12 protein-coding genes are annotated in these 13,172 nt (G+C 72.2%); 7 read left to right on the top strand and 5 right to left on the bottom strand.

Translation table 11 applies throughout. The features are described 5' to 3' along the window. Positions 1 to 13: 13 nt before the first annotated feature. Entirely contained in the window at positions 14 to 2,356 is a 2,343-nt protein-coding gene (locus ACZ39I_RS27295) for a helix-hairpin-helix domain-containing protein (protein WP_467247201.1), read from the bottom strand. Continuing rightward, on the bottom strand, positions 2,353 to 3,336 hold the full coding sequence (locus tag ACZ39I_RS27300; protein WP_352390942.1) for an aldo/keto reductase: 984 nt from the start codon (positions 3,334 to 3,336) through the stop codon (positions 2,353 to 2,355). The genes ACZ39I_RS27295 and ACZ39I_RS27300 overlap by 4 nt, the downstream gene beginning before the upstream one ends. Positions 3,337 to 3,510: 174 nt before the next feature. Between ACZ39I_RS27300 and ACZ39I_RS27305 the strand changes: the two genes are divergently transcribed. Next, positions 3,511 to 4,566 (top strand): LLM class F420-dependent oxidoreductase, encoded by a 1,056-nt coding sequence (locus tag ACZ39I_RS27305; RefSeq protein WP_467247203.1) that lies wholly within the window; start codon positions 3,511 to 3,513, stop codon positions 4,564 to 4,566. Positions 4,567 to 4,794: 228 nt separating this feature from the next. Continuing rightward, positions 4,795 to 5,583: a ferritin-like domain-containing protein gene (locus tag ACZ39I_RS27310; protein ID WP_467247204.1), complete on the top strand. Its 789-nt coding sequence runs from the start codon at positions 4,795 to 4,797 to the stop codon at positions 5,581 to 5,583. Here the strand turns inward: ACZ39I_RS27310 and corA are convergent. Continuing rightward, positions 5,580 to 6,575 carry a magnesium/cobalt transporter CorA gene (gene corA / locus ACZ39I_RS27315; protein WP_352390945.1) on the bottom strand — a complete coding sequence of 332 codons (996 nt, stop codon included), beginning with the start codon at positions 6,573 to 6,575 and terminating at the stop codon, positions 5,580 to 5,582. The two genes, ACZ39I_RS27310 and corA, sit on opposite strands and share 4 nt — an antisense overlap. Positions 6,576 to 6,637: 62 nt before the next feature. On the opposite strand from corA, the gene ACZ39I_RS27320 reads away from it, so the two are divergent. The 5 genes from ACZ39I_RS27320 (at position 6,638) to ACZ39I_RS27340 (ending at position 11,260) form a co-directional block, all read left to right on the top strand. Further along, complete coding sequence (locus ACZ39I_RS27320; protein ID WP_467247206.1) at positions 6,638 to 7,324, top strand: histidine phosphatase family protein; 687 nt, start codon at positions 6,638 to 6,640, stop codon at positions 7,322 to 7,324. A gap of 105 nt (positions 7,325 to 7,429) precedes the next feature. Beyond that, positions 7,430 to 8,020, top strand: coding sequence for a DUF3090 domain-containing protein (locus ACZ39I_RS27325; protein ID WP_352390947.1), 591 nt, complete (start codon positions 7,430 to 7,432; stop codon positions 8,018 to 8,020). Beyond that, the gene (locus tag ACZ39I_RS27330) at positions 7,984 to 8,796 is read left to right on the top strand and encodes an SCO1664 family protein (RefSeq protein WP_467247208.1); all 813 of its coding nucleotides are present in this window, start codon (positions 7,984 to 7,986) and stop codon (positions 8,794 to 8,796) included. Before ACZ39I_RS27325 ends, ACZ39I_RS27330 begins: the two co-directional genes overlap by 37 nt. Before the next feature lie 101 nt (positions 8,797 to 8,897). Next, positions 8,898 to 10,127 (top strand): cysteine--1-D-myo-inosityl 2-amino-2-deoxy-alpha-D-glucopyranoside ligase, encoded by a 1,230-nt coding sequence (gene mshC / locus ACZ39I_RS27335; RefSeq protein ID WP_467247210.1) that lies wholly within the window; start codon positions 8,898 to 8,900, stop codon positions 10,125 to 10,127. Between the two features lie 203 nt (positions 10,128 to 10,330). Further along, on the top strand, positions 10,331 to 11,260 hold the full coding sequence (locus ACZ39I_RS27340) for an SMP-30/gluconolactonase/LRE family protein (RefSeq protein WP_467247212.1): 930 nt from the start codon (positions 10,331 to 10,333) through the stop codon (positions 11,258 to 11,260). A gap of 56 nt (positions 11,261 to 11,316) precedes the next feature. On the opposite strand, the gene ACZ39I_RS27345 is transcribed toward ACZ39I_RS27340, so the two are convergent. Then, a complete protein-coding gene (locus tag ACZ39I_RS27345; RefSeq protein ID WP_467247214.1) occupies positions 11,317 to 12,324 on the bottom strand; it encodes a PAC2 family protein in 1,008 nt (335 codons plus the stop codon). 157 nt (positions 12,325 to 12,481) lie between these two features. Then, entirely contained in the window at positions 12,482 to 13,153 is a 672-nt protein-coding gene (locus tag ACZ39I_RS27350; RefSeq protein ID WP_123759673.1) for a FadR/GntR family transcriptional regulator, read from the bottom strand. Positions 13,154 to 13,172 lie beyond the last annotated feature (19 nt).

A 13,172-nucleotide genomic window follows, 5' to 3' on the forward strand; every position in this document is an offset into this window, starting at 1 on the left:
GTTCCGGGGCGGGTCAGCCGGCCGTCGGCGACTGTGTCCCGAGGAGGGTGGGCAGCCGAGTCGTCCGGGGCTTGGCCGGGATCTCGGCGACCGCCCTCGCAAGGGCCTGGTCCACGCCGTGGACCACGGACAGATGGCGGTCCGCCCTGCCGAACGCCGTGTAGACCCAGGGCCGGCTCAGGGCCTGGGCCGCGTCCCCGGGCAGCACCACGACCGCCGCGGGCCAGCGGCCGCCCACCGCCTGGTGCGCGGTCAGCGCCCAGCCGTGCCGCACGGACTGCTCCACCCGCTCCTTCGGTACGACGACGGGCTCGCCGGAGCAGGTCAGGTGCAGGCCGTCCGCGTCGGCCCCCACCACCTGGCCCGGGAGCGTACGACCCGGTACGGGGGAGTAGGCGACACGGTCACCGGGGTCGAATCCGCCGAAGCGGCCGGGACCGGGGTTGAGACGCTCCTTCAGGGCCGCGTTCAGGACGCGGGTGCCCGCCGCGCCGCCGTGGCCCGGGGTGATCACCTGGGTCTCCTCGGCGGGGACCCCGATCGCCCGCGGTACCGAGTCCGCGACCAGCTGCACGGTCCGGTGCACGGCCTCGCCCGCGTCCCGCACCGGCACGATCACGACCTCCTTGCCGGGGGCCTCGACCTGGTTCAGCTCACCGATGCCGATCCCGGAGACCAGCTCGCCCAGCGGGCCGGGGTCCGGCCTCCGCGAGGCGACCTGCGGGCAGATCCGCGCCGCGAGCAGATCCGCGAACACCCGTCCCGGCCCCACCGACCACAGCACCGCCGGATCCCCGCCCAGCACCAGCCGCGCCCCGTCCGGCAGGGACTCCACGAGCAGCGCGGCCGTCTCGACGTCCAGCTGAGGCGCGTCGAGCACGACGAGCAGGTCGAGATCGAACGCCCCGTCGCCGTCCCGGCCCGGCCCCTCCGCCCCGGAAAGCAGCCCGGCGACGGTGGTGACGGGCTCCGGCGACACCGAGTCGGCCGGACGCCCGGCTCCGAGCAGGGCGCCGAAACGGTCGCGGCCCACGGGGCTGTGGGTGGCCGCCCACGCCCGCAGCCCCAGACCCCGCGCCGCCGCCAGCAGCGCCGCCGGTTCCGTCAGGGACGCCTCGCCGCCGGTGTGCAGGACCAGGCCGCCCGCCGCGACCGCGCGGATCAGCTCGGCGGCCGAACCCTCGGCCGACGCTGCGGCACGCTCCCAGTCCTCGGCCGAACCGCCCTCCTTGGGCACGGAGTTGATCAGCCGGGCCAGTCCGTCGGCGAGGCTCTCCTCCGCGAGGGCGTACCGCTCGAGCCCGATCAGGATCCGGACCGGCCGCTCCACCCCCTCCTCGTCGTCCTCCGCGGGCTCCGGGGCCCCCGGGTCGAGGGCGTCCTGGAAGACCAGGGCCTCGGCCTCCGCGATCGTGCTCTGTACGGCCGCGTCGGCGTCCGGCACGCCCCGCTGGGCCAGCGCGGCGGTCAGCGTCGGCATCTCCAGCGCGGTGTGCCCGGCGAGCGCCGCCTGCTCCAGGAGCCAGACGGTGACCGCCCGCCCCCGCCGCTCGTCGTCGGGCGCGCACTCCGCGCCGAGCAGCGCCCGGGCGAACCCGTCGGCCTGCTCGGGCCGTACGCCCGTGACCCGCAGCAACTGCCAGGGATCCGCCCGCAGTTCGTCGTCGGCCCCGTCCCCGAGGACCGCGGCTGCCGGTGCCGCGAGGGCCTCCGGCGCCCCGCCCTCGGCCAGCACCCGCCGTACGGCCTCCACGGTCTCCGGCGCGGACGGGCCGACGGGACCGGCGACACCGGCCGCGCCGCCGGAACCGGTCGCCCCGGCCGACACCGGCCGGGGCCGCACCGGCTCCTGGGCGGGCCGACGCGGTGGCTCGGGCTCACTGAAGACGCCGGCCACGGGCTTCGCCCCGCTCTCCACCGCCCGTACGGCCGCGAGGAGATCGGCCGCCTTGCCGCTGAGCTTGGCCCCGGCCTCGACGGGCCCCTGCTTCTCGGCCTTCCGCCGGGCGATCCGCTCCTGCTCGATCCGCTGCGCCGCCAACTCGGCCTCGGCCTCGGACAGCCGGTCCTTGGCCGCGCCGTCCGCGTCACCGCTCTCGCCCTCGGCCGCCCCCGGGTCACCAGCGCCGGCTTCCCCCTCGCCCGGCCCTGTCTCACCACCGCTCGCAGAAGCCCCCGCGAAGACCTCGTCGTCGCCGCCGCTTCGGTCTGCCCCGGCAGCCCCCTGGCCTGTCGCTTCGCCGCCCCCGGCGCCGTCGGTCTCCGAGCCCGGTGCTCCCCCCGTGCCCTCCGGCTCCGGTGCGGCGCCCCGCGTCCCCGGTTCGGTCTTCTCCGTGGGCTCCGGCTCCGTGCTCACAGCGTGCTCCAGTCGTGATCGGGATAGCGGTGCACAGGCGCCGACACATCGTCGAGCGCCCGGCAGATCTCGTCAGGAAGACTAAGGGCCTCCACTGACAATGCCGCCGTGAGCTGCTGCGAGTTGCGCGCGCCGACGATCGGCGCGGTCACCCCGGGCCGGTCCCGGACCCACGCGAGGGCCACCTGGAGCGGCGTCACCGCGAGCCCGTCGGCCGCCGTGGTCACCGCGTCCACGATGTGGCTCGCGGTGTCGTCGAGGTACGGCGCGACGAAGGGTGCCAGGTGCTCCGAGGCACCCCGCGAGTCGGCCGGGGTGGAGTTGCGGTATTTGCCCGTCAGGACGCCCCGCCCCAGCGGCGAGGAGGGCAGCAGCCCGATGCCCAGGTCGAGCGCGGCCGGCAGCACCTCCCGCTCGAGCCCGCGCTGCAGCAGCGAGTACTCCAGCTGAGTGGCGGCCAGCCGGGTCCGCAGGCCGGGCGCAGCCAGCTGCCAGGTACCCGCCTTGGCGAGCTGCCAGCCGCAGAAGTTGGAGACCCCGGCGTAGCGGGCGCGGCCGCTGCTGACGGCCAGGTCGAGGGCCTGGAGCGTCTCCTCCAGAGGGGTGTGGGGATCGTAGGCGTGGATGTGCCACACGTCGACGTAGTCCGTGCCGAGCCGGGCCAGTGAGTCGTCCAGCGCGGAGAGCAGATGCCCGCGCGAGCCGTCGACACGGACGTCCGGGTCGGGCACGCTGCCCGCCTTCGTGGAGATGACCAGGTCCCGGCGCGGGACCAGTCCTTCTATGAGGCGCCCGAGCAGGTACTCGGCCTCCCCGTCGCCGTACACGTCCGCCGTGTCGACCAGCGTCCCGCCTGCCTCCCAGAATGTTTTCAGGAGGTCCGCCGCGTCGTGCTCGTCGGTGTCCCTGCCCCAGGTGAGGGTGCCGAGCCCGATGCGGGACACACGCAGGCCGGTACGGCCGAGATGCCTCTGCTCCATGAACGCCGAGATTACTGGCCACGGCCTGTCGCGTGGGGGCCTGTGGACAACGGATTGGGACAGGTGCGCGAGAAACGCGCCCCGGCACGGCAAGGGCCGCGACCTGCCCCGGCGAGCGCGGCCGCGCTAAGGTCTGCCGACAAGGACGTTACTGATCGGTAAGGGGAATCGGCCATGCAGCTCGGGATCAACCTCGGCTACTGGGGCGCCGGAATGGACGCGGACAATCTCGCCGTCGCCCAGGAGGCCGACCGGCTCGGATACGCCGTCTGCTGGGCCGCCGAGGCCTACGGCTCGGACGCGGCCACCGTGCTCACCTGGGTCGCCGCCCAGACCGAGCGCATCGACGTCGGCTCGGCCATCTTCCAGATCCCGGCCCGCCAGCCGGCGATGACCGCGATGACCGCCGCCACCCTCGACTCCCTCTCCGGCGGCCGTTTCCGCCTCGGCCTCGGTGTCTCGGGCCCGCAGGTCTCGGAGGGCTGGTACGGCGTCAAGTTCGACAAGCCGCTGGCACGCACGCGTGAGTACGTCGAGATCGTACGCAAGGCCATGTCGCGCGAGCGCCTCTCCTACGAGGGACAGCACTGGACGCTGCCCCTGCCCGGTGGCCCCGGCAAGCCGCTCAAGCTGACGGTGCACCCGGAGCGCGAGCACATCCCGCTGTACATCGCCGCGATCGGCCCGAAGAACCTGGAGCAGACCGGCGAGATCGCCGACGGCGCCCTGCTGATCTTCCCCTCCGCCGAGCACCTGGAGGACACCGCGATCCGGCATCTGCGTGCCGGGCGCGAGAAGGCGGGCAGGACGCTCGACGGGTTCGACATCGCCCCGACCCTCCCGCTCGCCCTCGGCGAGGACAAGGACGTCACCACGCTCGCCGACACCTTCCGCCCCTACACCGCGCTGTACGTGGGCGGCATGGGCAGCCGCAAGCAGAACTTCTACAACCAGCTCGCCCAGCGCATGGGGTTCGAGGCGGCGGCCGCCGAGATCCAGGACAAGTACCTGGCCGGCGACAAGGAGGGCGCCGCGGCCGCCATTCCGCACGAGCTCATCGACAAGACGACACTGCTCGGCTCCGTGGACCGCATCGCGGACCGCATGAAGGAGTACGCCGCGGCCGGCGTCACCACCCTGACCCTGGCCCCCGCCGGCTTCACCCTCGACGAGCGCCTCGCCTCGCTCCGCGCCGGCACCGAGGCCCTGGAGCGCGCCGGACTCGCGTAACCGGCGCTCGGAAAGCTTCTACGGCCGTGGTGGGGGCTCGGGGGTCTTCCCCGCCACGGCCGTCACGTGATTCAACGCGCCCGCGCCCGCGCGGTTACGCCCCCGGGGTGACCCCGGTGGTCCTCCTTTTGGCGCAGTTGTCCGGCACAGCTGTTGCGGCACCTCTCGCGCCGCATTTGACTCTTTCTTTGCGGGTTGCCGCGGAGTCCGGCAGAGAGGTGCCCCACAATGCTTTCGGCCAAGAGTCTGTTCCAGGAGATCCTCGACCACGACGAGTCCTTCCGGCTGTTCTGCTCCATCGCGGCCAGTGGTGAGTCGCAGGGCGGTTGGGAGAACGCCCGTATCGCCGCTCTGGTGCCGCCGAGCGAACGTGACCTCGCCCCCAAGATCTCCCGGCACGGCGCCGACGAGGACAAGCACGGGCGGATCTTCAACGCCCTGATGAGGAAGCGCGGACTCGAACCCGTCCCCGTCCCGCCGGAGACGGACTACACGATGCTCCTGGAGCAGCAGGGCATCGGTCTCGCCCACGAGAAGCTCAAGGCCGACCAGCCGCTCACCGTGCAGGACGTCATCACGTACCTGGCCCACAGCCGGGTGACCGAACAGCGTGCCGCGGACCAGATGGTGATGCTGCGGAAGTTCTTCGCGGACCACCCTCAGGTCGGCAACGCCGTCAAGCTGATCTCCAACGACGAGGACAACCACCTCGCGTACACCCACGAGGAACTGCTGCGTTTCGCGGCCGCCGGGCACGGCCCGTACATCCAGCGGACCCTGCGCTCGTGCGCGCTCGCCGAGATCCGCGTCTACCGGGACGTCAGCCTCGCGACCATGGCCCACATGGGCGGCATCCTCGGCTGGCCGAAGGCCAAGTCGGCGGTGCTCGCGGCGGGCATCCACGCGATGTACGCCTACGAGCGCCTCGGCGGCTGGCGCCGCATGGTCTCCCTGAAGACGCCCGACCGCCGCGACGCCCTCGGCGGACCCGCCACGCCGGCCCCCGAGCTCGCCTAGAGCCATCCCCGGCGCTTGAACGTCCGGTACAGAAGCACTTCCAGCACTCCCATCAGCGCGATCACCGCCGGATACGCCCACACCCAGTGCAGCTCGGGCATGTGGTCGAAGTTCATGCCGTAGATCCCCGCGATCATCGTCGGGATCGCCGCCATGGCCGCCCACGCGGAGATCTTCCGCATGTCGTCGTTCTGCCGCACGCTCATCTGCGCCAGATGCGCCGACAGGACGTCCGACACCAGCCGGTCCAGGCCCTCGACCGACTCGTTCACGCGCGCGAGGTGGTCGTTGACGTCCCGGAAGAAGGGCCGCGCCCGGTCGTTCACGAACGGCACCGTCCCGCCGTACGCCCCCACGCCCGCGAGCCGGGTCAGCGGCATCGAGAGCGGCACGGTGGCCCGGCGGAACTCCAGGATCTGCCGCTTGAAGGTGTAGATCCGCGACGCGGTGCCCCGCGAACCGCCGCCGTCCGGCGAGAACACCTCCGCCTCCAGCTCCTCCAGGTCGGTGCCGAGTTCCGTCGCCACCTCCAGATAGTGGTCCACGACGGCGTCGGCCACCGCGTACAGCACCGAGGTGGGCCCCTTGCCGAGCAGCTTCGGTTCATGCTCCAGGCGGTCGCGTACGGCCTTCAGCGGCGAGCCCACGCCATGACGGACCGTCACCACGAAGGCGTCGCCGAGGAAGAGCATGACCTCGCCGGTGGACACGGTGTCGCTCTCCGGCTCGTACACCACCGGCTTGAGAACCACGAACAGCGAGTCGTCGTACACCTCGAGCTTGGGCCGCTGATGCGCCTTGAGGGCGTCCTCCACCGCCAGCGGATGCAGTCCGAACTCCTTCGTGACCAGCTCGAACTCCTTCTCCGACGGCTCGTGCAGCCCGATCCAGACGAACCCGCCCGCCAGCCGCGCCTGATCCAGCGCGTCCGACAGGTCCTCGGGCCCCTCCGAGCGGTGACCCTCCCGGTAGATGGCACAGTCAACGATCACGGAGTGTGTTCTCCCCTCGCTCGAAGGACGCCGCGGTCCGGCGTACGCCTACCCTGGGCCGCATGCCCACGTTGATCCTTGTCAGGCACGGACGATCCACCGCGAACACCGAGGGGCTGCTCGCCGGGTGGACGCCCGGGGTCGCCCTGGACGAGCGCGGCTCCGCGCAGGCCGCCTCGCTGCCCGGACGCCTCGAAGGGGTGCCGATCTCCGAGGTCGTCGCCAGCCCCCTGCAGCGCTGCCAGGAAACGATCCGGCCACTGCTCGACGCCCGCCCCGGCCTCCCCGCGCACAGCGACGAGCGCATCGGGGAGTGCCACTACGGCGACTGGTCCGGGCGCAAGCTCGCCGAGCTGGGGGACGAGCCGCTGATGGAGGTCGTCCAGGCGCATCCGTCGGCGGCCGCGTTCCCCGGCGGCGAGTCCATGCGAGCGATGCAGACGCGCGCGGCGGAGGCCGTACGCGAGTGGAACGCGCGCGTGGAGCGCGATCACGGAGCCGACGCCGTCTATCTGATGTGCTCGCACGGCGACATCATCAAGTCGCTCGTCGCCGACGCACTCGGACTTCATCTCGACCTCTTCCAGAGGATCTCCGTTGAACCGTGTTCCATCACCGTCATCCGTTACACCCGTCTGAGGCCGTTTCTCCTCCGCCTCGGCGACACCGGTGACCTCGCCTCCCTGGTGCCGCGCGAGGAGGCCGCGGGCGGTGACGCCCCGGTCGGTGGTGGTGCGGGCGCACCGTGATCGTCGCGCGCAGTAGGGTGAAGCGGTTCACCCAAGCGCGTTCACGCATGGACGTTCCCGTCGTTGCCGTCGTTCCCTTACTCACGAATCCCATGGAGACAGGACGTGTCCCGTCAGGTGTTCCTCTATGACCCGCCGGACCGTTTCGTGGCCGGCACGGTCGGACTGCCCGGACGCCGTACGTTCTTCCTCCAGGCCACGGCCGGCCCCCGAGTGACCAGCGTGGCCCTGGAGAAGACGCAGGTGGCCGCTCTCGCCGAGCGGATGGAAGAACTCCTCGACGAGGTCGTGCGCCGCAGCGGCGGCAGCGCCCCCGTCCCGGCCGTGCCGCCCACCGAGATCGCCGACACCGCGCCCCTGGACACCCCCGTCGAGGAGGAGTTCCGGGTCGGCACCATGGCCCTCGCCTGGGACGGCGAGGAGCAGCGCATGATCGTCGAGGCGCAGGCCCTCGTGGAGCTCGAGGCCGACTCCGAGGAGGACCTCGCCGAGGCCGAGGAGAGACTCCTCCAGGACGAGGAGAACGGACCCCCGATGCTGCGGGTCCGGCTCACCGGCGCGCAGGCCCGGGCCTTCGCCAAGCGCGCCCTGGACGTCGTCAACGCGGGGCGGCCGCCGTGCCCGCTGTGCAGCCTCCCGCTCGACCCGGAAGGACACGTATGTCCGCGCCAGAACGGATACCGCCGCGGAGCGTGAGCACGGCAGAGCTGCTCGCCCGGGGTGAGCTGACGGTACGCGGACAGATCCGGGACGCCTCCAACGCGGTGCTGCACTGCTCCGTCTCGTACGAGGGCCAGGAGCTCCTGTGCGTCTACAAGCCGGTCCGCGGCGAGAGACCGCTGTGGGACTTCCCCGACGGCACCCTCGCCCAGCGCGAGGTCGCCGCGTACGAGGTGTCCGAGGTGACCGGCTGGGGCCTGGTGCCGCCCACCGTGCTGCGGGACGGGCCCTTCGGCGAGGGCATGTGCCAGCTGTGGGTCGAGGGTGCGCCCGGCAGTGAGCTGCTCGCCCTGGTCGACGCCGAGGAGCCCGAGCCGGGCTGGAAGGCCATCGGCTTCGCCGAGGTCGGCGAGGGCAGGACCGCGCTGCTGGTGCACGCGGACGACGAGCGGCTGCGCAGGCTCGCCGTCCTCGACGCCGTGATCAACAACGCGGACCGCAAGGGCGGCCACCTGCTGCCCGCCGAGGGCGGCCGGCTCTACGGCATCGACCACGGTGTGACCTTCAACGTCGAGAACAAGCTGCGGACCCTGCTGTGGGGCTGGGCGGGGGAGCCGTTGACGGGGGAGGCGGTCGACGTCCTCAAAGGCCTCAAGGAGGCCCTGTCGGGCGAGCTGGCCGCCCGGCTGGCCGCTCTGATCACCCCGGCCGAACTCGAGGCCACGCGCGCGCGCGTCGACGCGCTGCTGGACTCCGGGAAGCACCCGGAACCGAGCGGCGAGTGGCCGGCCATTCCCTGGCCGCCCGTTTAGCAGGACACTGCACACAGGCCCGGACCGCGCAAGAAGGCCTTACCGGCCACCCGGCCCGGTCCGGTTCGTATACGGAACATCCGTCCGGTTAGGCTCATGACATGCATGCCTGGCCCGCTTCCGAGGTCCCCGCCCTGCCTGGTCAGGGCCGCGACCTGAGGATCCACGACACCGCGACCGGTGGCTTGGTCTCCCTCGACCCCGGTCCCGTCGCCCGTCTCTACGTCTGCGGCATCACGCCGTACGACGCCACCCACATGGGGCACGCGGCGACCTACAACGCGTTCGACCTCGTGCAGCGCGTGTGGCTCGACACCAAGCGCCAGGTTCACTACGTCCAGAACGTCACCGACATCGACGACCCGCTCCTGGAGCGCGCCGAGCGGGACAGCCTCGACTGGGCCGCCCTCGCGGAGAAGGAGACGGCCCTCTTCCGCGAGGACATGACCGCCCTGCGGATGCTGCCCCCGCGGCACTACATCGGCGCGGTCGAGGTGATACCGGGGATCGTGCCGCTAGTCGAGCGGCTGCGGGACGCCGGTGCCGCGTACGAGCTAGAAGGGGACGTCTACTTCTCCGTCGAGTCCGACCCGCACTTCGGCCAGGTCTCGAACCTCGACGCGGCCGCCATGCGGCTGCTGTCCGCCGAGCGCGGCGGCGACCCGGACCGTCCGGGCAAGAAGAACCCGCTCGACCCCATGCTGTGGATGGCCGCCCGCGAGGGCGAGCCCAGCTGGGACGGCGCCTCGCTCGGCCGTGGGCGCCCCGGCTGGCACATCGAGTGCGTCGCGATCGCCCTCGACCACCTCGGCATGGGCTTCGACGTCCAGGGCGGCGGCTCCGACCTCGCCTTCCCGCACCACGAGATGGGCGCCTCGCACGCCCAGGTGCTGACCGGCGAGTTCCCCATGGCCAAGGCGTACGTCCACGCCGGCATGGTCGGCCTCGACGGCGAGAAGATGTCCAAGTCCAAGGGCAACCTGGTCTTCGTGTCGCAGTTGCGGCGCGAGGGCGTCGACCCCGCCGCCATCCGGCTGGCGCTGCTCGCCCACCACTACCGGGCCGACTGGGAGTGGACCGACCAGGTCCTCCAGGACGCCGTGGACCGGCTGGGCCGCTGGCGTGCCGCCGTCTCGCGGCCGGACGGACCGTCCGCCGAGACCCTCGTCGAGGAGATCCGCGAGGCCCTCGCGAACGACCTCGACGCGCCCACCGCGCTGGCCGCCGTCGACCGCTGGGCCGCCGCACAGGAGGAGCACGGCGGTACCGACATGGGCGCTCCCGGTGTGGTGACACGTGCGGTGGACGCACTGCTCGGCGTGGCCCTCTAGAACGGTCTCTGCCAGAAGCCGCAGCGACAGGGAAGCGCCCCTTGTCGCTGCGGCCACCGGTCAGGTCCCGTGCCGAACTGCCGCGGTCGCGGCGGGAGTTCATGGCGATAAGGACTGTGGCGGCGGCCGTCGTGTGATGGGGTGGGAGCGTCGCTTGACCGTTCGGCCGGCCGTGCGCCGGCCCCCTTGCAGAAGGACGCACCGTGGCACTCGCAGACCGTTCCTTCGCACGTCGCACACTCCTGACCACGACCGCCGCGCTCAGCGGAGCGGCCCTGCTCGGCGGCACCGCGCACGCGGCCGAAACCCGGCACGCCGCGTGGCCCGCGCAGTTTCCCCTCCCCGACGGCTTCCGGCCCGAGGGCATCACCATCGGCTCCGAGCCGTACGCCTACTTCGGCTCGCTGGCGAACGGCGACATCTACCGGGCGAGCCTGGCCACCGGACGCGGCAAGGTCGTCGCGAAGGGCTCCGGGCGCCCGGCCGTGGGCCTGAAGATCGACCGGCACGGCAGACTCTTCCTCGCCGGCGGCGACAGCGGCGAGATACGGACTGTCGACGCCCGCTCCGGCGAGACCGAGCAGGTGTACGCCACCGGCGGCACCTTCGTGAACGACGTGATCCTCACCCCGGGCGCCGCCTGGTTCACCGACTCCTTCGAGCCGGTGCTCTACAAACTGGCCAAGGGTGCGCTGACGACCGTACCGCTGACCGGGGACTGGCAGCAGGGCCCCGACTTCACGGCCAACGGCATCGAACGCACACCCGACGGCCGCGCCCTGCTCGTGGTGAACGACTTCGCGGACGGCGGCAGTCTCCTGCGGGTCGACCCGCGCACCGGCGCCGCGCGCGCCGTCGACCTGGGCGGGGCGAAACTCCCCAACGGCGACGGTCTGTTGCTGCGCGGCCGGATCCTCCACGTCGTCCAGCAGCGGCAGAACGCGATCGACGTGTTCCGGCTGAACGACTCGGGCACCCGGGGCACCGCGATCACCCGGATCACCGACCCGCGGTTCCGCATCCCGACGACGGTCGCCGCCTGGGGCGGGCGCCTGTATCTGCCCAACGCGCGCTTCGACGTGGAGCCGACACCCACCACCGATTACGACGTGGTGGCGGTGCGTCAGGTCTGACACGGCCGAGGGCGGTGCGCATCCCGCGCACCGCCCTCACCGACCCCGGTCTCCGCTCAGTCCTCCGGCGAGGAGTCCTCGTCGTCCGTCTCCGGTTCGCGCTCCGGTTCCGTCTCCGCCTCCGGCTTCGGCGCCTTGGGAGGCTTCGTACGACCACCGGGGCTGTCCCGCAGATAGGTCGTGCTGTCGCTGCCGTCCGCGGTCGCGTGTCCGCCCGGCTGGCCGCCGTCCCGGCGCCGCAGATACCGCTCGAACTCCCGGGCGATCGCCTCGCCCGAGGCCTCCGGCAGCTCCGCGGTGTCCCGGGCCTCCTCCAGCGTCTGGACGTACTCCGCCACCTCGCTGTCCTCGGCGGCCAGTTGGTCCACGCCCACCTGCCAGGCGCGCGCGTCCTCGCCGAGCTCGCCCAGCGGGATCCGCACGTCGATCAGGTCCTCCAGACGGTTCAGGAGGGCCAGCGTCGCCTTCGGGTTCGGCGGCTGCGACACGTAGTGCGGTACGGCCGCCCACAGCGACACCGCGGGCACGCCCGCGTGGGTGCAGGCCTCCTGGAGAATGCCGACGATGCCCGTGGGGCCCTCGTACTTGGTCTCCTCCAGGTCCATCCGCCGGGCCAGGTCCGCGTCGGACGTGGTCCCGCTGATCGGTACCGGACGGGTGTGCGGGGTGTCACCGAGCAGCGCGCCCAGGATCACCACCAGTTCCACGCCGAGTTCGTGGGCGAAGCCCAGCAACTCGTTGCAGAACGAGCGCCATCGCATCGACGGTTCGATCCCCCGGACGAGTACGAGATCGCGCGGCTTGTCACCGCCGACGCGGACCACCGACAACCTTGTCGTCGGCCACGTGATCTTGCGCACTCCGCCGTCCAGCCACACCGTGGGACGGTTCACCTGGAAGTCGTAGTAGTCCTCGGCGTCGAGCGCCGCGAACACCTCGCCCTTCCACTCCTTGTCCAGATGCGCGACCGCGGTGGAGGCGGCGTCGCCGGCGTCGTTCCAGCCCTCGAACGCGGCCACCATGACCGGGTCGATCAGCTCGGGAACCCCCTCGAGCTCGATCACCCAGCGCCTCCTTCCGACGTGCCCTCGCCTAACGCACCAACCTTACGGCGTCCGGCGGGGGCGCCCGCAGCCCCCTTGCACGGGGGAGTGAACGATCACTGCCCCGTTCGCCACCCCCGGACACCCCGCCCTTCGGGCAGGCCGTCCCCGGAGCGGCTCACAGCGTGGAGCGCAGCCACTGTTCGACGCTCGCGATGTGGACCGTCGCCCAGGAGCGGGCCGCCTCGCCGTCCCGGTCCCGCAGGGCCGCCAGGATCGCGCGGTGCTCGTGCAGCGTGCGGCTGACCGCGTCCTCCTGGGTCAGGCCGCGCCAGATGCGGGCCCGGGTGGTGGGCCCGGACAGGCCGTCCATGAGGGAGCAGAGCACGGAGTTGCCGGAGCTCTGCACGATCCCCCGGTGGAAGTCGAGATCGCAGGCGACCAGTTCCTCCACCGAAGGGCTGTCGCCGAGCTTGTCCAACTGTGCGCCCAGGGCGTCCAGTTGCTGCTCGCTGATCCGGGAGGCGGCCATCGCGGTGGCGGCCGGCTCCAGGATGCGGCGCACGGCCAGGAACTCCAGGACCGTGTCGTCGCGGTGGAAGTCCACGACGAAGCTCAGCGCCTCCAGCAGGAGCTGCGGGTCCAGGCTGGTCACGTAGGTGCCGTCGCCCTGCCGCACGTCCAGGATGCGGATCAGCGACAGGGCCCGCACGGCCTCGCGCAGCGAGTTGCGGGACAGCCCCAGCTCGGAGGCGAGCTCGCTCTCCTTGGGGAGCCGGTCGCCGGGGCGCAGCGCGCCGGAGACGATCATGCCCTTGATCTTCTCGATCGCCTCGTCGGTGACAGCCATGTGCGGCCTCCTTCTCGCC

It is taken from the genome of Streptomyces sp. NPDC024687 (assembly GCF_055559055.1).